The sequence below is a fragment of the Ralstonia pickettii genome (genome assembly GCF_016466415.2).
Lineage (GTDB): Bacteria > Pseudomonadota > Gammaproteobacteria > Burkholderiales > Burkholderiaceae > Ralstonia > Ralstonia pickettii.
On record NZ_CP066771.1, the window covers coordinates 1965569 to 1985630 of the forward strand.

Consider the following 20062-nt stretch of genomic DNA (forward strand, 5'->3'; position numbering starts at 1 on the left):
CGGGGGGGGCCATCCCTGGTTTCACCCCCTGCCGGGGGCGACTCACTTTCTTTGTCTTGCCAAAGAAAGTAAGCAAAGAAAGGCGCGCCCGAGATGGCGACCCATCCCTTGAATTTTCGTAACCGGACGGAGACGGGAAAAACTCGCTTCGCTCAGACAGTTTCCCGTCTTTTTTCCGCCCGCTTACGAAAATTCAAGGCGCCATCTAGGGCAGGGGTAAAGCACACAATCTTCTGCCCGTGCGCTACTCCGTTGTGTACGTTCAGAACCGTCGCACGCGCTGGCTCTTGCTCTTGCTCTTGCTCTTGCTCTTGCTCTTGCTCTCGCACTCGCACTCGCACTCGCCGAGCCCCGGCGCTCACCTCAGTTCCCCGCCGGTGTGGCTTTTGACTTACCTGCCCTAGATGGCGCCTTGAATTTCTGTAAGCGGGCGGACAAAGGAAGGAGGCCTGTCTGAGCGAAGCGAGTTTGCCTCCTTCCCCGCCCGGTTACAGAAATTCAAGGAGGAAGTCGCCATCTCGGGCGCGCCTTTCTTTTGCCTACTTTTCTTTGGCAAGATGTATGGACCGGGGACATAGGTGACAGGTGTGCGAGGACATGGTTGACACATGTCAGCAGTCATCGGGCAGGTTCAGATCGATACGGCCAAGGTGTTGGTGAACGAAGTACAGATCGAATTGATCCCTGTGTTTAGGGTCGGGGCGCAATGCCACCGGCAAGCCGTGCAGGGCATTGGAGAGCTTGAAGCGCCAACTCCTGAAGCGTAGCTCCCCATTCCATCCGACGTTGAGGACGATGTCCTGCGGGCTGTACTCGATCGGTGCCAACGTAGACGGATACGGTCGCGGGCTGGGCCGGTAGCGTGTGATGGGCGTGGCCAGGTCGATGGCCTGGTGCGGGCGCTCGCAGTTATAGACGGTGCGCCAAGCATCCAGCGCGTGCTGGACCGCGTCGCAAGAGGCGAAGTAGCGCCCGGCCAGGGCCTCGGCCTTGAGCGTGCGGTGGAAGCGCTCGTCCTTGCCGTTGGTCTGCGGGTGGGCGGGGCGGCTGTAGCTCAGGCGCACACCGAGGCGGATGAGCCAGACGCCCAGGCCCGTGAGTTGCCCCGGCCGGGTGGGACTGCCCCAAGGTGCGCCGTTATCGGCGTTGATGCGCAGCGGCAGCCCATAGCGCTCGAAGGCCTGGCGCAAGTGACGCTGCACGACCGCGCTCTGCGTCTGCGTGCAGGCCGCCAGCACCAGGTTGAAGCGGGAGTGATCGTCGATCACGGTCAGCGGCGAGCAGCGCTGGCCGTCGGCCAACGCGAACCCGCCCTTGAAATCCATCTGCCAGAGTTGGTTCGGTTCAGCGTGCTCAAAGCGCTGCCAGGGCGTGGAGGCGTCTGAGGCTTCGGGTGCAATCAACCCATACCGATGCAGGATGGAGGTCACGGTGCTGGGCGCCGGTACATCACTCCAGCCCAAGTCGGCCAAGCGGCGGCTGATCTTGCGCCCGCCCCACGCAGGATGCTGCTGGCGTAACGCGATGACGGCCTGTTCAAGCTCGGCCTCGGTACGCATCGGGCTGTGCGAGGGACGGCGCGTCCGGTCAGCCAGTCCGGCGTCCCCCGACTCAACGTAACGAGCCAGCCACTTGTAGCCGGTTTGCGGGCTGATGCCGAACCGCCGACACAGCTCGCGCCGGTTACAGCCTTCCTGCCGGGCCAATAGAACGAATTCCTGACGAAGGCTCATGGTGTCTCGTGTGCTCCAGGGCATGGCCTGACCTCCGAGCGAATGTGCCGCTCAAAGTGTCAACCATGTCCTCGCACACCTGTCACCTATGTCCCCGGTCCATACAGCAAGACAAAGAAAAGTAGGTCGTGCCCGGCAGGGTACGAAACAGGGATGGACCAACAACAAAAAAACAGCGCCCAACCCCGCCCCACCAGCTAAAACAAAAAATACCTCTGCGCCATCGGCAACACCTCCGCTGGCTCACAAGTCAACACCGTCCCATCCGCCACCACCTGATACGTCTCCGGATCAACGGTAATGTGAGGCTGCCAGTCGTTATGAATCATGTCCGCCTTGCTCACAGTACGCGTACCCTTGACCACCGCGGTGGTCTTGGCAAGCCCATACTGCTCCGCCACACCAGCCGCAGCAGCCGACTGCGACAGAAAGCTCAACGAAGACCGCCCCAGCGCCCCACCTGCCGACCCAAACATCGGCCGATAGTGCACCGGCTGCGGCGTCGGGATCGACGCATTCGCATCCCCCATCGCCGCAGAAGCAATCATCCCGCCCTTCAGGATCAGGCTCGGCTTAACTCCAAAGAACGCCGGCTTCCACAGCACGAGGTCTGCCCACTTGCCGACTTCAACCGAGCCGACTTCATGTGCGATGCCGTGCGTGAGCGCGGGGTTGATCGTGTATTTGGCCACGTAGCGCTTCACGCGGAAGTTGTCATGCCCGCCGCGCGCGTCGTTCGGGTCACCGGCCAGCTTGCCGCGCTGCACCTTCATCTTGTGCGCGGTCTGCCAAGTGCGTAGGACAACCTCGCCGACGCGCCCCATGGCCTGCGAGTCGCTGGAGATCATGGAGAACGCGCCGAGGTCGTGCAGGATGTCTTCAGCGGCGATGGTCTCGCGGCGGATGCGGCTCTCCGCAAAGGCGATGTCTTCGGCGATGGACGCATCGAGGTGATGGCACACCATCAGCATGTCGAGGTGCTCGTCCAGCGTGTTGACGGTGAACGGCCGCGTCGGGTTGGTCGACGACGGCAGTACGTTCGATTCACCGCACACGCGGATGATGTCGGGCGCGTGCCCGCCGCCCGCGCCTTCGGTGTGATACGTGTGGATCGTGCGGCCCTTGAATGCAGCGACGGTCGCTTCAACGAAGCCCGATTCGTTCAACGTATCGGTGTGGATGGCGACCTGCGTATCGGTGTCGTCGGCCACGCCCAGACAGCAGTCGATGGCGGCGGGCGTGGAGCCCCAGTCTTCGTGCAGCTTCAGGCCGATGGCACCCGCGTCGATCTGCTCGCGCAGCGCGCCCGGCAGGCTGCCGTTGCCCTTGCCCAGAAAGCCGATGTTCATCGGATACGCATCCGCGGCCTGCAGCATGCGCTGCATGTACCACGGGCCCGGCGTGCAGGTGGTGGCGTAGGTGCCGGTGGCGGGTCCGGTGCCGCCGCCGATCATCGTCGTCACGCCGCTGTTGAGCGCCTCGTCGATCTGCTGCGGGCAGATGAAGTGGATGTGCGAGTCGACGCCGCCGGCGGTGACGATCATGCCCTCGCCCGCGATGATCTCGGTGCCGGGGCCGATGACGATGGTCACGCCGGGCTGGATGTCCGGATTGCCCGCCTTGCCGATCGCCGAGATGCGGCCGTGCTTCAGGCCGATGTCGGCCTTGACGATGCCCCAGTGGTCGATGATCAGCGCGTTGGTGATGACGGTGTCAGCGCAGTCTTTCGATTCGCGCTGGCTCTGGCCCATGCCGTCGCGGATGACCTTGCCGCCGCCGAATTTCACTTCCTCGCCGTAGAGGGTGAAGTCGCGTTCAACTTCGACGATGAGGTCGGTGTCGGCCAGACGCAGGCGGTCGCCCGTCGTGGGGCCGAACATTTCCGCATAGGCGCGGCGGGTGATGTTGAGTGTCATGTCCGTTCCTTCTGCGTCGACTTCACAGCTTGCCCATCACTCGGCCGGCAAAGCCGTAGACCACGCGGTCACCGGCCAGCGCCACGAGCTCGACCGTGCGCTCCTGCCCCGGCTCGAAGCGCACGGCCGTGCCGGCGGCGATGTTCAGCCGAAAGCCGCGCGCAGCTTCGCGGTCAAAGCGCAGCGCGTCGTTCACTTCATAGAAGTGGTAGTGCGAGCCAATCTGCACCGGGCGATCGCCCGTGTTGGCCACCGTGACCGTCACCGTGGGGCGGCCTGCATTGAGTTCCAGATCGCCGTCTTGCGGCAGCAGTTCACCGGGGATCATGTCGCGCCCCTTCAGACAGCTGCCGCGAGCAGGCCGGCACCATACAGCGCCACGCCTACACCCGACAGACGCGCCAGCCATGCCAGACGCGGCTTCAGCGCAAAGCCCGCGCCGATACCGGCGGTGTGCAGCAGCGCCGTCGCCACGGCAAAGCCGCTGACGAAATACGGGAACATGGCCTGCGCCCCTGCGGGGAATTCCGTGCCGTGCGCATAGCCGTGGAACAGCGCGAACGCGCCGCACAGCAGCGCACCGCCCCACGTCGGCAATTGCGCGCGTGCGGCAATCAGCAGGCCGAACACCAGCAGCGATGCGGCGATTATCGGCTCGGCCATCGGCACCGCCACCCCGCCTGCGCCGAGCAGCGCGCCCAGGATCATCAACGCGACAAAGGCGACGGGCGCCCACAGCGCATCGCGCACCGAGCGCGAGGCCAGTGCGCTCCACACGCCCACGGCCACCATCGCCAGCAAATGGTCTGCACCGGTGAGCGGATGCAGGAACCCGGCGAGCAGGCTGCCCTCGGCGGTATGGCCCGGGTGCCCAGGGTGGGCAAACGCGATGGAGGCGCCAAACGTAAGCGCGATGGCCGTAGCGGGCCGGACGAAGCGAGACAGGGTAGGCGTCATGGCAGGACTCGTAGTGGTGAGTGGCGTGCGGGCTTCAAACTTCGAAATTCAAACGATCGGGTGGTGAACGGTGACGAGCTTCGTGCCGTCCGGAAACGTGGCTTCGACCTGGATGTCGGGAATCATCTCGGCCACCCCGTCCATCACGTCATTGCGCGTGAGGAGCGTGGTGCCGTAGTGCATCAGGTCGGCGACCGTCTTGCCGTCGCGCGCGCCTTCCATGATGGCGGCGCTGATGAAGGCGACGGCTTCCGGGTAGTTGAGCTTGAGGCCGCGGCCCTTGCGGCGCTCGGCCAGCAAGGCGGCGGTGAAGATCAGCAACTTGTCTTTTTCGCGCGGGGTCAGTTCCACGTGGGGCTCTCTTCGGTGAGGGTCAATTCAGTTCAGTTCAGATCGGGCGATGCGAGGTCACGTTGCCATCATGTGGCCATCATGTCGCCGTCATGTAGACCAGAGGCGCAGCGGACGGCCCGCTACGCCATGCATCGGTTCGCGCAGCGCCAGCCATGTCTGCGACAACAGGGCGCGTGCATCTTCGGGCCGGCGTGCAAGCACGCGCAGCAGCAAAACGTTTGGCAGGCCGGGCGCATCTTGCGTGAGACACGTGACGCCCGCGCGCAGGCCGGCGTTGTACGGCAGGTGCTCGGCCATCGATTCGGCGAGGGCTTCGGTGGCGCCCTCGCCGACGGCCCAGAGCGTGCCGACGACGTGGAAGCCGGCCATGCCCGTCGTCGCATTCAGCACGGGCGATTGCGCGTCGAATGCCGCCGATTCAATCCACAGCGGCTGACCGTTGCAACGCAATGCGGTGCGCATGGCGATGCGGCCTTCGGCCCACGATTCACCGGCGGCGTGGCGGCCAAGCATAGTGGTGTCCCAGCCGATGGCGCTGGCGCCCGGCGCCAGATCCAGCGTCAGGTCGATGATCGGGCGGGCCTGGTTGAAGACGATGTTCTCCTGCGGCAGCCAGTCGAGCCGCGCCCCCGCCTCCGCACGGATGGCAACGCGCTGCGTCGCCGTGCGGCCGAGCGACTTGTACCACTTGGTGGCGCCCGGCGTGGTCAGGACCGCATGCGCGTCGGCACCGAGTTCGATGTCGATATCGAGCACATCGCCGCCGGCAATACCTGCAGGCGGATGCAGCATGACGGCATGGCAGACGCCCTCGCCTTCCGGATACAGCGCCTTCTGCACCCGCAGCGGCCCCTGATGCCGGCAGGTGGCCAGCACGGTGCGTTCACCGCGCCGTGCAAACGCCAGGCGCAGCGAGGCTTCCCAGGACGCGAACGAATCGGTCTGCGGCGGGACAGGAAAATCGGGATGGCGCATCAGGAAGGCAGCACGGCGGCTAGGAATTTTCTCATCATAGCCAGATGCCACAGATTTGGCATTCGACTTTTTCCGTCGAATGCCGGGGCATTAGCCGGGGCATCAGACGGCCACCAGATCACGCACGCCATCGGCTTCCATATTGGCGCCGTCGCCCTGGGCGATGACCTCGCCGCGGCTCATGACGACATAGCGGTCGGCAATGCTGCGCGCAAAGTCGTAGTACTGCTCGACCAGCAGGACCGACATGCCGAACTCATCGACAAGGCGCCGCAGCGTTCGGCCGATCTCCTGGATGATCGACGGCTGGATGCCCTCGGTCGGCTCGTCCAGGATCAGCAGGCGCGGTTCACTCATCAGCGCGCGGCCGATGGCGAGTTGCTGCTGCTGGCCGCCGGACAGATCGCCACCGCGCCGGCCCTTCATCTCCTTGAGCACTGGAAACAGCTCGTAGATGGAATCGGGCACCTTGGACGGCGCGCGCTTGGCGGCCGCACCAATCAGCAGGTTTTCTTCCACCGTCAGACGGGGGAAGATCTCGCGCCCCTGTGGCACATAGGCGAGCCCCTGAGAGACACGCTCGTACGCGGGCAGCTTCTGGATGGTGCGCCCTTCCCAATCGATCGCACCGCTGGCTGTGGGCACCACGCCCATCAGGCATTTGAGCAGCGTCGTCTTGCCCACCCCATTGCGGCCAAGCAGCGTGGTGAGCTTGCCCGTTGGGACGTCAAAGCTGACGTTGCGCAGGATGTGGCTGCCGCCGTAGAACTGGTTCAGTTGCTGGACCTGCAACATATCAGCGCCCCAGATAGGATTCGATTACACGCTCATCGCGCTTGACGGCATCGAGCGTGCCTTCGGCGAGAACACTGCCTTCAGCCAGCACGGTCACGCGCCCTTCCGCCCCTGCCAGCGCGGCGACAAACTCCATGTCGTGCTCCACGACCATGATCGAGCACGTGCCACGCAGGCCGTTGAGCAACGTTGCGAGCTGCATCGTCTCCTCATCCGTCATGCCGGCGACCGGTTCGTCGAGCAGCAGCAGTTGCGGTTGCTGCATCAGCAGCATGCCGATCTCCAGCCGCTGCTTTTGCCCGTGTGACAGCAGCCCGGCGGGCCGATAGGCCTCCGCTTCCAGGTGGATGCGGCCGAGCGTTTCTTCGATGCGCTGGCGGCCGTCGTTCAGCAGGCGCGCGCGCAGCGAGACCCACCAGCGCTTGTCGGCCTTCATCGCCAGTTCCAGGTTTTCCCACACGGTGTGCTGCTCGAACACGGTCGGCTTCTGGAACTTGCGGCCGATGCCGATCTGCGCGATGCGGGGCTCGGTCAGGCGCAGCAGGTCGATGGTCTGGCCAAGGAAGACGCGGCCGGTCACGTCGGCATTGCGCGGCCCCGTCTTGCCGGTAATCACGTCCATCATCGTGGTCTTGCCCGCGCCGTTGGGGCCGATGATGCAGCGCAGCTCGCCGTGGTCGATCGACAGCGTGAGCGCGTTCAGTGCGCGAAAGCCGCCGAAGCGCACCGTCACGTCTTCGAGATACAGGATGGCGCCGTGCGAGACGTCGATCGTGTCCGGCTCGACCAGATGGCCCATGCCGGTGGCGGTGCCGGTCTCCGCGCGGTCGGGGAGTTCGGTGAACGTGCTCATGCGTGATCTCCGGTGACGGTCGCGGCTTCATGCGCCTTGGCTTGCGCGGGCGCCCGCTTTTTCATGCGCAGCTTGCTCATCAGGCCCAGCACACCGTTCGGCAGATACAGCGTCACCAGTACGAAGATCGCCCCGAGCACGAACAGCCAGTATTCCGGCACCCATGCGGTCAGCAACGTCTTGGCCCCGTTGACGAGGAACGCACCGATGATCGGGCCGATCAACGTACCGCGTCCGCCCACGGCCACCCACACCGCCATCTCGATGGAGTTGCCCGGCGACATCTCGCCCGGGTTGATGATGCCGACCTGCGGCACGTAGAGCGCGCCTGCAATTCCGCACAGCACGGCGGAGAACGTCCAGACGAACAGCTTGTAGCCGAGCGGGTTGTAGCCGGAGAACATCACGCGCGCTTCGGCATCGCGAATGGCGGTGACCACGCGGCCGAACTTGGACGTGACGATGGCGCGGCAGGCGATGAACGCCAGCACGAGCGCCACGAACGTCGCCACGAACAGCACGGTGCGCGTCGGCAATGCGGAGATCGGGAAGCCGAGGATGCGTTTGAAATCCGTAAAGCCGTTGTTGCCGCCAAAGCCCGTCTCGTTACGGAAGAACAGCAGCATGGCCGCATACGTCATCGCCTGCGTGATGATCGACAGGTAGACGCCTTTGACGCGTGAGCGGAAGGCAAAGAAACCGAACAGCCACGCCAGCACGCCAGGCACCAGAATCACCAGCAGCATGGCCCAGGCAAAGTGCTCGGTGCCGTGCCAGAACCAGGGCAGCTCCTTCCAGTCGAGGAATACCATGAAGTCCGGCAGGTCGCTCTTGTACACGCCTTCGCGACCGATGGAGCGCATCAGGTACATGCCCATGCCGTAACCGCCCAGCGCGAAGAACAGCCCGTGGCCTAGGCTCAGGATGCCGCAATAGCCCCACACCAGATCGAGCGCCAGCGCCGCCAGCGCATAGCACATGATCTTGCCGACGAGCGTGAGTGCATACGCCGAGAGATGCAGAGGGCTGCCCTCCGGCACAAGCAGCGCGCACACCGGCGCGCCAATGCACACGATGAGCGATACGAGCATCAGCGCAGACCACCCGCGCCGCGACAGCAGCGGCATGCGCGCCGGAATATCGAGAGAGAACTTGGTCGTCGTCATATCAGGCCTCGGCGCTGCGGCCCTTGAGGGCGAACAGGCCCTGCGGACGCTTCTGGATGAACAGCACGATCAGCACCAGCACGATGATCTTCGCCAGCACCGCGCCATAGAACGGCTCGATGAACTTGTTGATGAGCCCCAGGCCGAACGCGCCGATGATCGTGCCGGCCAACTGCCCCACCCCGCCCAGCACCACGGCCATGAACGAATCGATGATGTAGCTCTGGCCGAGATCCGGCCCGACGTTGCCGATCTGCGAGAGTGCGCAGCCGCCCAGGCCGGCAATACCGGCACCGAATGCAAACGCGTAGCTGTCGACCTTCCACGTGCGCACGCCAACGCAGGCAGCCATCGTGCGGTTCTGCGTGGTGGCGCGCACGAACAGGCCCAGGCGCGTTCGGTTGAGCACCGCCCAGGCGATCGCCACCACGGCCAGTGCAAACAGCAGGATGACGAGCCGGTTGTACGGCAGCACGAGGCCCGGATACAGCGCAATGCCGCCGCTCATCCAGCTCGGGTTCGCCACCTCCACGTTCTGCGCACCGAAGATCGAACGCACGGCCTGCATCAGCAGCAGGCTGATCCCGAACGTGGCGAGCAGCGTTTCCAACGGGCGGCCATACAGATGGCGCAGCACCAGCCGCTCCAGCGCAAAGCCGACGACGGCCGCCGCCAGGAACGCAGCAGGCAGCGCCGCAGGCAGATACCAGTCGAACGCGTTCGGAAAGTAGTTGCGGAAAATCGTCTGCACCACGTAGGTGGCGTACGCACCGATCATCAGGAATTCACCGTGCGCCATGTTGATGACGCCGATGAGCCCGTAGGTGATGGCCAGCCCAAGCGCCGCCAGCAGCAGCACCGAGCCGAGGCTCAGCCCCGCAAACAGGTTGCCGACCAGCTCGGCCTTGCGTTGCTGCGCGGCGAGGCCGTCGAGCGCCTGTTGGGCCGCGGCGCGCAGTTCATCGTCGGCGCCGCTGTCCTTGGCAAGCAACGGGGCGATGCGCTGGCGCGTCTGCGGGTTGGTATCGCCCGCAAGCAGCTTGAGCGCTTCCAGCTTCTCGGCATGCGTACCGTCGTCGAGCGCGAGATTGGCCCAGAGCACATGCAGCTTGCTGCGCAACTCCGGATCGGTTTCATGCTTGCGCGCCGCGTCGACAATGGGGCGCGACGCCGTCTCGGGATGCGCAAGCAACGTATCGACGGCCTGCGCGCGCACGGCACGATCGGGCGATTGCAGCACGAAGCCGCTCGCCGCGCTGTCCACTTGCGCACGCAGGGCATTGTTCAGTGTGAGGGACTGCAGATCGTCGGCCTTGACGGTGACGGGCTGGCCAGTGATCGCGTCCAGGTACTTCTCGCCGTCCTGACGCACCATGCCGGCGGCGGGCGCGAAGAACAGCGCGTCATTCTGCAAGGCTTGCAGGATCGGCCCGGCTTGTTCGGCGGGCGCAGCGGTCAGCGCGTTGAGCGCCTTGACCTTGGCATCGAAGTCGTCTTCGGCCAGCGGCTTGAGATCGGCCTGGGTCAGGGGTTGTCCGGCGGCCCACGCAGAGCCTTGGGGCGTCGCAGCCAGACAGAAAGCGCACAGCAGTGCGGCAAGAGAATGAAACCACCAGCGGGACAAGCGCATCATGGCAATCCGATGCGTGGCGGCCGGTGTTGGGGCCGTCCGCCACGTCGTGCAGCGTCGTTCAAAGGACCGGCCGCGCTGTATGCGCCGCCGGTCCGCCTGATTACTTCACTTCGTCAGGCTTGCCCTCGTTGCCCGAGATGTACGGGCTCCACGGCTTGGCGCGGATCACCGTCGGCGTCTTCCACACGACGTTGAACTGGCCGTCGCCACGCACCTCGCCAATCATCACGGGCTTGCTCAGGTGATGGTTGTTGTTCATCACCAGCGTGAAGCCCGACGGCGCCTTGAACTGCTGGCCGTACATCGCCTTGCGGACCTTGTCCACGTCGGTCGAACCGGCTTTCTCGACAGCCTGCTTCCACATCATGATGCCGACGTAGGTGGCTTCCATCGGGTCGTTGGTGACGCGCTTGTCGCCGCCGGGCAGGTTGTTGGCCTTGACCCATGCAGCCCACTTCTTCTTGAAGTCGTCGTTGACCGGGTTCTTGACCGACATGAAGTAGTTCCATGCGGCCAGATGGCCCACCAGCGGCTTGGTGTCGATGCCGCGCAGTTCTTCTTCACCCACCGAGAAGGCCACCACCGGCACGTCCTTGGCCTTCAGGCCCGCGTTGCCGAGTTCCTTGTAGAACGGCACGTTCGAGTCGCCGTTGATGGTCGACACGACGGCCGTCTTGCCGCCCTGCGCGAACTTCTTGATGTTGGCAACGATGGTCTGATAGTCGGAGTGGCCGAACGGCGTATAGACCTCTTCGATGTCGCTGTCCTTCACGCCCTTGCTGTGCAGGAAGGCACGCAGGATCTTGTTGGTCGTGCGCGGGTAGACGTAATCGGTACCGAGCAGGAAGAAACGCTTGGCGCCGCCGCCTTCCTTGCTCATCAGGTATTCCACGGCCGGAATGGCCTGCTGGTTGGGTGCCGCGCCGGTGTAGAAGACGTTCTTCGACATCTCTTCGCCTTCGTACTGCACCGGGTAGAACAGCAGGCCATTCAACTCTTCATAGACCGGCAGCACGGACTTGCGCGACACCGACGTCCAGCAGCCGAATGTCACGGCCACCTTATCCTGCGTCAGCAGCCCGCGCGCCTTCTCGGCAAACAGCGGCCAGTTCGATGCGGGGTCCACCACCACCGGTTCCAGCTTGCGGCCCAGCACGCCGCCACTCTTGTTGATCTCGTCGATCGTCATCAGCGCGACGTCTTTCAGCGACGTCTCGGAGATGGCCATCGTTCCCGACAGCGAATGCAGGACGCCGACCTTGATCGGTTCTTTTGCCTGAGCAAACGCGAGGCTCGACACGGACAACAGCGTTGCGGCGGCGACGGCAGACAGCTTCAACAGCTCACGACGTTTCATTGCGGCTCCTTGGGTTTATTGGTGGCGAGAACGACTCCCGGGGCCTAAAATTGCAACTACCGTGCCATCACATTTGGCTCATTCGAAGGGAAATTCGCGCCAAAACGGTGCCGGAACCGCGCCAACTCTGCGCATCTGTTCGTCGGAATGCGCCCGCTTGGGGCGCAGGAAGACAAGCACAAAACAAGCGGAACGCAAGGGCAAACCGACGCAAAGAGAAAGGCCGGCATTGCGCCGGCCCGGTGAGCTTGCGAAAGACGAGACTCAGGAATAGCGGCGCGAAATCGATTCGGCCACGCAGACGGGGCGGTCCTGCCCTTCACGTTCGATGGTCACGGCCCAGGTCATCTGCGCGCCCGTCAGCGTCGGTGCATTGGGCAGTGGTGGGAGCGCTTCCATTGCCACCAGCGTCACGCGGGCACGCACACGGCTGCCCACCGGCACGGGCGCCGTAAAGCGAACCTTGTTCAGGCCGTAGTTCACGCCCATTTTCACGTCGGACATCTCGATCGCGTTGGCCATCAGCATGGGCAGCAGCGACAGCGTCAGGAAGCCGTGCGCCACCGGTGCGCCAAACGGCGACTCGCTCTTGGCGCGCTCCACGTCCACGTGAATCCACTGGTGATCGCCCGTGGCCTCGGCAAAGAGGTTCACCTGTTGCTGCGTGATCTCGGTCCAGTCACTCACGGCAACTTCCTGGCCGATCAAACCTTTCAGCTCGTCGAGCGATTCGATGATGCGCATCTGCGTTGTCTCCTTGTTGTGATGCGATAACGTGTAATCAAGCCTTCGGGCGGCGGCCAAACAAGCCCATGCCCGTGACCGTGCAGACAAGTTCGCCGCGCTGGTTGCGAGCCTCCCAGCGGTTGACGGCCACGCCGCGGTCCGGCTTTGACTGCGACGGACGCACTTCCATGCACGTGCTCGACACGGACAGCGTGTCCCCGGGATACACCGGCTTCATCCACCGGATTTCATCCACACCCGGGGAGCCCATGCTCGCCGCCTTGCCGAGGAAGCCGGTCACCATCAGCCGCATCATGATCGAGCACGTCATCCAGCCGCTCGAGATGATGCCGCCGTAGATGCTGTGCTTCGCGGCCTCTGCGTCGATGTGGAACGGTTGCGGATCGTACTGCAGTGCAAAGGTCAGGATCTCTTCTTCGGTGACCGTGTACGTGCCCATCTGCAGCGTGCGACCGACTTCAAAATCATCGAAGTAGAACTCGTACGATCGTGTTGCTTCTGCGCTTTCGTTCTCCGCCATGTCGTCTCCTCCAAATGACAACGCCCCGCACGAATGCGGGGCGTTCAGGTTTGCTGTTACGCCGCCTGCTGGAATCCAGGCAGCGATGCGAAGCGTGCCAGGTGATGATCCACGTCACCCAGCGTCGTGTTGATCATCGTCAGCCGCTTGAACATGTGCGCGGCGGGCAGCTCGTTCGTCACGCCCATGCCGCCATGCAGTTGCACAGCTTCCTGGCCAACGTCACGTGCTGCCTGGGCAACACGCGCCTTGGCCGCAGACACATAGCGGCGGCGTGCCTCGACGTCGCCATCTTCAAAGTGCGCAGCGGCCAGATACGTAATCGAGCGGGCTTGTTCGCCATGGATAAACATATCGACCATGCGATGCTGCAATGCCTGGAAGCGTGCGATGGGCACGCCAAACTGCTGGCGGGTCTTGGTGTACTCAAGCGTTGCGGCGTTCAGCGCATCGATGAGGCCGATCGCTTCAGCGCACAACAGCACGCAGCCGAAATCGGCGACGGCGTCGATGGTCTCCCACGCTTCACCGGCCTTGCCCAGCAGCGTTGCCGGCGCGTTGTCGAAGCGGATGTCTGCAGCGTGCAGGTTGTCGATCGTGCGGTAATCCTTGACCGTCACACCAGCGGCATCGCGGTCGACCACGAAGAGCGACAGGCCCGACGTATCACGCGCCTCGCCACCGGTGCGCGCCGAGACGATGAGCTTGTCTGCCTGCGCGCCATGTACCACAACGGCCTTCTCGCCGGTGAGCGTCCATCCGCTGCCCTGCTGCGCAGCGCGCGTGGTGACATTGAACAGTTCGTAGCGCGATTGGCGCTCACTGAAGGCGATAGCCAGCTTCAGAGCACCACCCGCGACCTCTTCCAACAGCGCGTCTTGGCCACCTGCGAGCTTCAACGCCTGGGCGCCCAGCACGGTCGCCTGATACGGCTCGACGACCAGCCCTCGACCCAGTTCCTGCATGACCACCAGCAGGTCCATCGCACGGCCGTCGAAACCGCCTTGTGCTTCGGGCACGGGCAGCGCAGTCAGACCCAGTTCGGCCACCGCATCCCAATGGGCCTGGGACACCCCTTCAGGCGAGTACACCACCTTCTTGCGCGCCTCAAAACCGTAGTCCTTGTCGATGAAGCGGCGCACTGCATCGGCCAGTTGCTTCTGTTCGTCGGTGAACGAGAAATCCATGTTTGTCTCCGCTATGTGTTCTGTCGCCGTTTTGCTCAGACGCCAAGGATCATCTGCGAGATGATGTTGCGCTGGATCTCGTTCGACCCGCCATAGATCGAGGTCTTGCGATAGTTGAAGTAGTACGGCGCGAGCGGGGCGGCATCGTTGTCGCCCGTCACGGCCTGCAACGTGTCGCCTTCCAGGTAGCTCGGGTCGAACGGCTGGGCGTACGGCCCCACGGCCTCGACCATCAGCTCGGTCAGCATCTGCTGGATCTGCGTGCCCTTGATCTTGAGCAGCGATGCCTCAGGCCCCGGACCCTTGCCGGCGTTCTCGCTCGACACCACGCGCAGCACAGTCATCTCGAGCGCCAGCAGTTCGATCTCCAGCGAGGCCACCTTGGCGCCGAATACCGGATCCTGCAGCAGCGGCTTGCCGTTCTTCTGGTGTTGCAGAGCGACGCGCTTGAGAAACGCCAGTTCGCGCTTCGAATTGCCCACACGCGCAATGCCCGTACGCTCGTGGCCGAGCAGATACTTGGCGTACGTCCAGCCGCGGTTCTCTTCACCGATCAGGTTTTGAACCGGCACCTTGACGTTGTCGAAGAAGACCTCGTTCACCTCGTGCTCTTCGTCCAGCATGATGATCGGGCGCACGGTGATGCCCGGCGTCTTCATGTCGATCAGCAGGAACGAGATCCCCTCTTGCTTCTTCGCGTCCGGATCCGTGCGGACCAGGCAGAAGATCATGTCGGCGTGTTGGCCCAGTGTCGTCCAGGTCTTCTGGCCGTTGACGATGTAGTGGTCGCCTTCGCGCACGGCGCGTGTCTTCACCGAGGCCAGATCGGAACCGGAACCCGGTTCGGAATAGCCCTGGCACCACCAATCGGTGCAATCGACGATGCGCGGCAGGAAATAGCGCTTTTGCGCTTCATTGCCGTACTTCATGATCACGGGCGCGACCATGCTGACGCCAAACGGCAGCACGCCAGGCGCGCCGACCTGCGCGCACTCTTCGTCCCAGATGTGTTTTTGGATGGGGGACCAACCGGTGCCGCCCCACTCGACCGGCCAGTGCGGCACCGACCAACCCTTGGCTGCGAGTGCCTTGTGCCAGCGAACGAAATCGTCGCGGTTCAGGCGCCGGTGGTTCAACACCTTGTCTTGGATGTCCTTGGGCAGATTGGCTTCCAGCCAGCCGCGGACTTCCTGGCGGAACGCATCATCGGCCGCCGAGTAATTCAGATCCATGCCTGTCTCCTGTGGTTGGCTCCCCGCCGTGGCAAATCGGCGGAGAACGTTCTGTCGGACCGGCGCGGACCTGAATCGGGGCAGCTAGTGCACGGGCTGCTTGAGCACGTCAGGCACCAACAGCGGCATCACGTCGATGCCCTCCTCCGCCAGCTCCTGCGCTTCCTCCCGAGAGGTCGTCCCGCGAATACCCCGCTCCGGCGCCTCCTTGTAGTGCATGCGGCGCGCCTCTTCTGCAAACCGCTCGCCCACGTCTTCGGTATTGGCAAGGACGTGGCGCACGGCTTTCAGGTAGAGCTGTTGCAGGGCTGCGGATGCACCGCCATCTCCGCCGGCCGTCTGGGCGGCAGGGCCCTTCTGGGCAGCGTCCGCTCGTGACGACGACAGATTCAGGCGCGGCGCACTCGGCAAGCGCTCAACCTCGTTGTGACCGCAGACAGGGCACGTCAACAGCCCGCGTTCTTGCTGCGATTGCAGGTCGGCATCGGAGCCGAACCAGCCTTCGAAGCGATGGTCATTGGCACAGCGGAGGTCCAGCACTTTCATGATCGGTCCAGCGCATGGGGATGAGTGTATCCCTGATTCCAAAATTTGTGAACGGTCGTGCTAATTTTTTCGCACGGCCGTTCGCTATGGTAACGGCAACACGCGAAACACGTAGTCGAGCGACGATGGCAAGCGGCTTAGGCTGCACCTGGCGTCCAGGCGCCCGACAGGATCTTCTCGAGCCAGAACGTACCGATGATGGTCTTCACGTCCGAAATTTTGCCATCGCGCACCCAATCGATGAGTTGACCGGCGGACGTGATAAAGGTCTCGAGGAATTCGCCTTCATCCAGCATCGCCTCCCCTTGCTTGAGATCCCGTGCGAGATAAATGTCGATGAACTCGGTGGAATATGAAATGACCGGATGGATGCGCGTGAGGTAGTCCCAGCGCTCGGCCGTGTAACCGGTTTCCTCGCGCAGCTCGCGCTTGCCGCACGCGAGCGCCCCTTCCTGCGGATCGAGCTTGCCGGCAGGGAATTCAATCATCACCCTGTCGACTGGATAGCGAAACTGGCGCTCCATCAGCACAGTGCCATCGTCGAACAGCGGAATCATCATCACCGCGCCCGGATGAACCAGATATTCGCGGCTGGCGTTGCGGCCGTCCGGCAGCCGCACGATGTCCTGCTTGAGCGTGAGGAATTTACCCTGGTGCATCAACGCAGATGCAACCTGCGTCTCGCGCAGACCGGCGTCCGGTTCCTGTGTGGTATGGGGGGGGTCGTTCAGCGGAGTGTGATCGGACATGGCGCTCTCTCATGCCGAGACAGCGGGAACCTGCCCGGCGGGAATTAACGGGAATCGCGATGATGGCGAACCAGGTATTGCCACGTAAAGCCAGGAAACGCGAACACCAGCATCAGGCAAGCGGTGATCGCATAAAACTGCCAGCCTTGCGCAAACGCATTCCCCTGGCTCGATTCGATACCGAAGCCAATCAGCCCAACCACGACATACATGGCAATCAGCTCGGCGCCGCGCAGCCAGAACGGCTTGCGCGGCCAGCGTGTCGGCACAAGTGCCAGCACGCGTTGGTTGACGAACGGCAGGTTGGCACAGATCAGTGCCAACACGATGACAAACAGGCCGCCCGTCGATGTGCTCATGAAGCCGGGCGAGTTACGAAGCCAATGTCAGGCGGATCGCCTGATAGCACACGGCCATGAGACCGGCCGGAAAGATACCGAGCAGCAGCACCAGCAAGCCGTTGACCGACAGCAGCGAACGCAGACCGAAGGTAGCTTCCACAGGGCCTTCGTCAGCCGGCACGTCGAAGTACATGACCTTGATGACACGCAGGTAGTAGAACGCGCCCACCAGCGAGAACAGTACCGCAACAACGGCCAGCCACGACATGCCAGCATCGACCACTGCGCCCAGGACCGACAGCTTCGCGTAGAAGCCAACCGTCGGCGGCAGGCCTGCCAGCGACATCATGATGAACAGCATCAGCAGCGCGAACCACGGGCTTTTCTTCGACAGGCCTTTCAGGTCGGCGATGTCTTCCGCCTCGTAGCCTTTGCGCGACAGCAGCAGGATGATGCCGAACGCGCCCAGTGCGGTCAGCACGTAGGTAATGGCATAGAACATCGACGCACTGTAGGCCTGAGCTGTCAAATCCGGCTTGCCGGAGCTGACGCCCGATACCAGACCCAGCAGCAGAAAGCCCATGTGGGAAACCGTCGAATAGCCCAGTAGACGCTTGAAGTTGGTTTGCACCACGCCGGTGATATTGCCGATGGCCAGCGACACGACAGCCAACACGATCAGCATGTTTTGCCAATCGAATGCCAGGGGCAGCAGGCCTTCGACCAGAATACGAAGCGTCATTGCAAAGGCGGCCACCTTCGGCGCACCGGCAATCAGCAGCGTCACGGCCGTCGGCGAGCCTTGGTACACATCGGGCACCCACATGTGGAACGGTGCCACACCAAGCTTGAAGCCCAGGCCAGCAACAATGAACACCACGCCAAACACGAGGATCGTCTTGTTGATCTCGCCGTTCTTGATGGCGTCAAACACCTTGCCCAGTTCCAGCGAGCCGGTCGCGCCGTACAGCATCGACATGCCGTACAGCAACAGGCCCGATGCCAATGCGCCGAGGATGAAATACTTCATGGCCGATTCGGACGACACGTTCGAACGGCGACGCAGCGCTACCAGCGTGTACGACGCCAGCGACAGCAGTTCCAGGCCCAGATAGAGCACGAGGAAGTTGTTGCCGGTGATCATCACCACCTGGCCGCCCAGTGTGAACAGAGCGAACATGTAGAACTCGCCCGCGTACATGTCGCGGTCGGCCAGATAGCGGCGCGTATAGACCAGCGTGGCAAACAACGTCAGCGCACAGAACGACGCCAGCACGTTGGCCATCGGGTCGATCACGGCCATGTTGCCGAACACGTAGTGCGTTTCACCGTTCCCAGCATTCAAGCCGAACCACACCGCCAGCACCAGCGTAATCACCAACGAAACCGGATAGGCCACGCTGCTTCGCTTCTGGCCGCGCGCCAGGTCAATCCAGTTGACGGCACCAATGCCCAGCGCGAGAAAAACGATTGGGGCAAAAGCCGCAATAGAGGAGGACGATTGCATAGTTTCTTCTCGCTGCTTACAGCTTCGACTGAGCCACGTGGGTCAGCAAGTTGACCACGGACGCGTGCATGACATCGGTGAAAGGCTTGGGATACAGGCCCATGTACAGGGTGGCAATCGCCAGCACGCCCAGCATGAAGAACTCACGGCAGTTCAGGTCCTTCAACTCGGCCACGTGCTTGTGCGTCACATCACCGAAGATCACGCGCTTGACCATCCAGAGCGAATACGCTGCGCCAAAGATCAGTGCCGTGGCGGCCAGCAGACCAATCCAGAAATTGAACTTGACCGAACCCAGGATCACCATGAATTCGCCAACGAAACCCGAGGTCGCCGGCAAGCCGCAGTTGGCCATGGCAAAGAACACTGACAGCGCCGCGAACTTCGGCATGGTGTTCACCACACCGCCGTAATCGGCAATCTGACGCGAATGCACGCGGTCATACAACACGCCAATACACAGAAACATTGCGCCTGAGATAAAGCCGTGCGAGATCATCTGGACGATACCGCCCTCAACGCCGATTTCGTTGAAGATGAAGAAACCCAGCGTGACGAAGCCCATGTGCGCGATCGACGAATACGCGACCAGCTTCTTCATGTCGGCCTGCACCAGCGCCACCAGACCGATGTAGATCACGGCAACCAGCGAGATCGCAATGATGAACGCGGACAGGCTATGGCTGGCATCCGGCGCGATCGGCAGCGAGAACCGCAGGAAACCGTAGGCACCGAGCTTCAGCATGATGGCGGCCAGCACCACCGAGCCGCCAGTCGGCGCTTCCACGTGGGCGTCCGGCAGCCAGGTGTGCACCGGCCACATCGGCACCTTCACGGCAAAGGCCATGAAGAATGCCAGGAAGATCAGGATCTGCTCGTTCATCGACAGCTTGACCTGATGCCACTGCAGGATTTCGAACGTGCCGCTGTGGAAATACAGATACAACAGCGCAACCAGCGTCAGCAACGAACCCAGCAGCGTGTACAGGAAAAACTTGAATGCTGCATAGACACGGTTCGGGCCGCCCCACACACCGATGATGATGTACATCGGGATCAGCGTGGCTTCGAAGAACACGTAGAACAGCAGACCGTCGAGCGACGCAAACACGCCGATCATCAGACCCGACAGGATCAGGAACGCGGCCATGTACTGCGCCACGCGCACGGTGATCACTTCCCAAGCCGAGATCACCACGATCACGGTGATGAACGCGGTCAGCACCACGAACCACATCGAAATGCCGTCGACACCGAGGTAGTAGCTGATGTGGAAGCGCTCGATCCAGGACGACTTTTCGACGAACTGCATCGCAGCCGTCGTCTTGTCGAAACGCGTGATGAGCGGGAGCGTCATCACGAAGCTGATCACGGAACCGATCAGCGACATCCAGCGGACATAACCGGGATTGCGGTCTGAGCCCGAGGCCAGCACCAGCACGCCGAAGAAGATCGGCAGCCAGATCGCAAAAGACAGAACCATTTTTGTAATCC

The 20062-nt window shown here is 62.9% G+C and carries 20 protein-coding genes; all 20 read right to left on the bottom strand.

From position 1 onward, the window contains the following. Positions 1-611 precede the first annotated feature (611 nt). Positions 612-1757: an IS481 family transposase gene (locus RP6297_RS09285; RefSeq protein ID WP_009239574.1), complete on the bottom strand. Its 1146-nt coding sequence runs from the start codon at positions 1755-1757 to the stop codon at positions 612-614. 173 nt (positions 1758-1930) lie between these two features. Beyond that, positions 1931-3649 (bottom strand): urease subunit alpha, encoded by a 1719-nt coding sequence (gene ureC, locus RP6297_RS09290; RefSeq protein ID WP_009241041.1) that lies wholly within the window; start codon positions 3647-3649, stop codon positions 1931-1933. A gap of 22 nt (positions 3650-3671) precedes the next feature. After that, positions 3672-3977 (bottom strand): urease subunit beta, encoded by a 306-nt coding sequence (locus RP6297_RS09295; RefSeq protein ID WP_004630755.1) that lies wholly within the window; start codon positions 3975-3977, stop codon positions 3672-3674. An 11-nt stretch (positions 3978-3988) separates the two neighbouring features. Continuing rightward, positions 3989-4606, bottom strand: a complete 618-nt coding sequence (locus RP6297_RS09300) for a HupE/UreJ family protein (RefSeq protein ID WP_009241042.1) — start codon at positions 4604-4606, stop codon at positions 3989-3991. 48 nt (positions 4607-4654) lie between these two features. Continuing rightward, on the bottom strand, positions 4655-4957 hold the full coding sequence (locus tag RP6297_RS09305) for an urease subunit gamma (RefSeq protein ID WP_004630759.1): 303 nt from the start codon (positions 4955-4957) through the stop codon (positions 4655-4657). A 90-nt stretch (positions 4958-5047) separates the two neighbouring features. Further along, positions 5048-5935: an urease accessory protein UreD gene (locus tag RP6297_RS09310; RefSeq protein ID WP_009241043.1), complete on the bottom strand. Its 888-nt coding sequence runs from the start codon at positions 5933-5935 to the stop codon at positions 5048-5050. 102 nt (positions 5936-6037) lie between these two features. Next, positions 6038-6730 carry an urea ABC transporter ATP-binding subunit UrtE gene (gene urtE, locus RP6297_RS09315; protein WP_009241044.1) on the bottom strand — a complete coding sequence of 231 codons (693 nt, stop codon included), beginning with the start codon at positions 6728-6730 and terminating at the stop codon, positions 6038-6040. A 1-nt stretch (position 6731) separates the two neighbouring features. Further along, positions 6732-7583: an urea ABC transporter ATP-binding protein UrtD gene (urtD, locus tag RP6297_RS09320; RefSeq protein ID WP_009241045.1), complete on the bottom strand. Its 852-nt coding sequence runs from the start codon at positions 7581-7583 to the stop codon at positions 6732-6734. Beyond that, entirely contained in the window at positions 7580-8749 is a 1170-nt protein-coding gene (urtC, locus tag RP6297_RS09325) for an urea ABC transporter permease subunit UrtC (RefSeq protein WP_009241046.1), read from the bottom strand. The genes urtD and urtC overlap by 4 nt, the downstream gene beginning before the upstream one ends. Before the next feature lies 1 nt (position 8750). Next, positions 8751-10382: an urea ABC transporter permease subunit UrtB gene (gene urtB, locus RP6297_RS09330; protein ID WP_009241047.1), complete on the bottom strand. Its 1632-nt coding sequence runs from the start codon at positions 10380-10382 to the stop codon at positions 8751-8753. A 100-nt stretch (positions 10383-10482) separates the two neighbouring features. Beyond that, complete coding sequence (urtA, locus tag RP6297_RS09335) at positions 10483-11739, bottom strand: urea ABC transporter substrate-binding protein (protein ID WP_004630766.1); 1257 nt, start codon at positions 11737-11739, stop codon at positions 10483-10485. Positions 11740-12003: 264 nt separating this feature from the next. Beyond that, complete coding sequence (locus tag RP6297_RS09340; RefSeq protein WP_009241048.1) at positions 12004-12483, bottom strand: MaoC family dehydratase; 480 nt, start codon at positions 12481-12483, stop codon at positions 12004-12006. 37 nt (positions 12484-12520) lie between these two features. Next, the gene (locus RP6297_RS09345) at positions 12521-13006 is read right to left on the bottom strand and encodes a MaoC family dehydratase (RefSeq protein WP_009241049.1); all 486 of its coding nucleotides are present in this window, start codon (positions 13004-13006) and stop codon (positions 12521-12523) included. 56 nt (positions 13007-13062) lie between these two features. Continuing rightward, on the bottom strand, positions 13063-14193 hold the full coding sequence (locus tag RP6297_RS09350; RefSeq protein ID WP_009241050.1) for an acyl-CoA dehydrogenase family protein: 1131 nt from the start codon (positions 14191-14193) through the stop codon (positions 13063-13065). A 35-nt stretch (positions 14194-14228) separates the two neighbouring features. Beyond that, entirely contained in the window at positions 14229-15425 is a 1197-nt protein-coding gene (locus tag RP6297_RS09355; protein ID WP_009241051.1) for an acyl-CoA dehydrogenase family protein, read from the bottom strand. Between the two features lie 84 nt (positions 15426-15509). Further along, positions 15510-15971, bottom strand: coding sequence for a DUF1178 family protein (locus tag RP6297_RS09360; protein WP_009241052.1), 462 nt, complete (start codon positions 15969-15971; stop codon positions 15510-15512). Between the two features lie 137 nt (positions 15972-16108). Then, the gene (locus RP6297_RS09365; protein ID WP_009241053.1) at positions 16109-16720 is read right to left on the bottom strand and encodes an NUDIX domain-containing protein; all 612 of its coding nucleotides are present in this window, start codon (positions 16718-16720) and stop codon (positions 16109-16111) included. Between the two features lie 44 nt (positions 16721-16764). Beyond that, the gene (locus RP6297_RS09370; RefSeq protein WP_009241054.1) at positions 16765-17079 is read right to left on the bottom strand and encodes a DUF2818 family protein; all 315 of its coding nucleotides are present in this window, start codon (positions 17077-17079) and stop codon (positions 16765-16767) included. Positions 17080-17092: 13 nt separating this feature from the next. After that, the gene (gene nuoN / locus RP6297_RS09375) at positions 17093-18568 is read right to left on the bottom strand and encodes an NADH-quinone oxidoreductase subunit NuoN (RefSeq protein ID WP_009241055.1); all 1476 of its coding nucleotides are present in this window, start codon (positions 18566-18568) and stop codon (positions 17093-17095) included. A gap of 16 nt (positions 18569-18584) precedes the next feature. Further along, a complete protein-coding gene (locus RP6297_RS09380; RefSeq protein WP_009241056.1) occupies positions 18585-20051 on the bottom strand; it encodes an NADH-quinone oxidoreductase subunit M in 1467 nt (488 codons plus the stop codon). Between the last annotated feature and the right edge of the window lie 11 nt (positions 20052-20062).

What these genes read in the sequence shown, in the direction of transcription:
- RP6297_RS09285 (WP_009239574.1), bottom strand. Translation starts at nt 1,757, where the DNA reads ATGCCCTGGAGCACACGAGACACCATGAGCCTTCGTCAGGAATTCGTT.
- ureC (WP_009241041.1), bottom strand. Translation starts at nt 3,649, where the DNA reads ATGACACTCAACATCACCCGCCGCGCCTATGCGGAAATGTTCGGCCCC.
- RP6297_RS09295 (WP_004630755.1), bottom strand. Translation starts at nt 3,977, where the DNA reads ATGATCCCCGGTGAACTGCTGCCGCAAGACGGCGATCTGGAACTCAAT.
- RP6297_RS09300 (WP_009241042.1), bottom strand. Translation starts at nt 4,606, where the DNA reads ATGACGCCTACCCTGTCTCGCTTCGTCCGGCCCGCTACGGCCATCGCG.
- RP6297_RS09310 (WP_009241043.1), bottom strand. Translation starts at nt 5,935, where the DNA reads ATGCGCCATCCCGATTTTCCTGTCCCGCCGCAGACCGATTCGTTCGCG.
- urtE (WP_009241044.1), bottom strand. Translation starts at nt 6,730, where the DNA reads ATGTTGCAGGTCCAGCAACTGAACCAGTTCTACGGCGGCAGCCACATC.
- urtD (WP_009241045.1), bottom strand. Translation starts at nt 7,583, where the DNA reads ATGAGCACGTTCACCGAACTCCCCGACCGCGCGGAGACCGGCACCGCC.
- urtC (WP_009241046.1), bottom strand. Translation starts at nt 8,749, where the DNA reads ATGACGACGACCAAGTTCTCTCTCGATATTCCGGCGCGCATGCCGCTG.
- urtB (WP_009241047.1), bottom strand. Translation starts at nt 10,382, where the DNA reads ATGATGCGCTTGTCCCGCTGGTGGTTTCATTCTCTTGCCGCACTGCTG.
- urtA (WP_004630766.1), bottom strand. Translation starts at nt 11,739, where the DNA reads ATGAAACGTCGTGAGCTGTTGAAGCTGTCTGCCGTCGCCGCCGCAACG.
- RP6297_RS09340 (WP_009241048.1), bottom strand. Translation starts at nt 12,483, where the DNA reads ATGCGCATCATCGAATCGCTCGACGAGCTGAAAGGTTTGATCGGCCAG.
- RP6297_RS09345 (WP_009241049.1), bottom strand. Translation starts at nt 13,006, where the DNA reads ATGGCGGAGAACGAAAGCGCAGAAGCAACACGATCGTACGAGTTCTAC.
- RP6297_RS09350 (WP_009241050.1), bottom strand. Translation starts at nt 14,193, where the DNA reads ATGGATTTCTCGTTCACCGACGAACAGAAGCAACTGGCCGATGCAGTG.
- RP6297_RS09355 (WP_009241051.1), bottom strand. Translation starts at nt 15,425, where the DNA reads ATGGATCTGAATTACTCGGCGGCCGATGATGCGTTCCGCCAGGAAGTC.
- RP6297_RS09360 (WP_009241052.1), bottom strand. Translation starts at nt 15,971, where the DNA reads ATGAAAGTGCTGGACCTCCGCTGTGCCAATGACCATCGCTTCGAAGGC.
- RP6297_RS09365 (WP_009241053.1), bottom strand. Translation starts at nt 16,720, where the DNA reads ATGTCCGATCACACTCCGCTGAACGACCCCCCCCATACCACACAGGAA.
- RP6297_RS09370 (WP_009241054.1), bottom strand. Translation starts at nt 17,079, where the DNA reads ATGAGCACATCGACGGGCGGCCTGTTTGTCATCGTGTTGGCACTGATC.
- nuoN (WP_009241055.1), bottom strand. Translation starts at nt 18,568, where the DNA reads ATGCAATCGTCCTCCTCTATTGCGGCTTTTGCCCCAATCGTTTTTCTC.
- RP6297_RS09380 (WP_009241056.1), bottom strand. Translation starts at nt 20,051, where the DNA reads ATGGTTCTGTCTTTTGCGATCTGGCTGCCGATCTTCTTCGGCGTGCTG.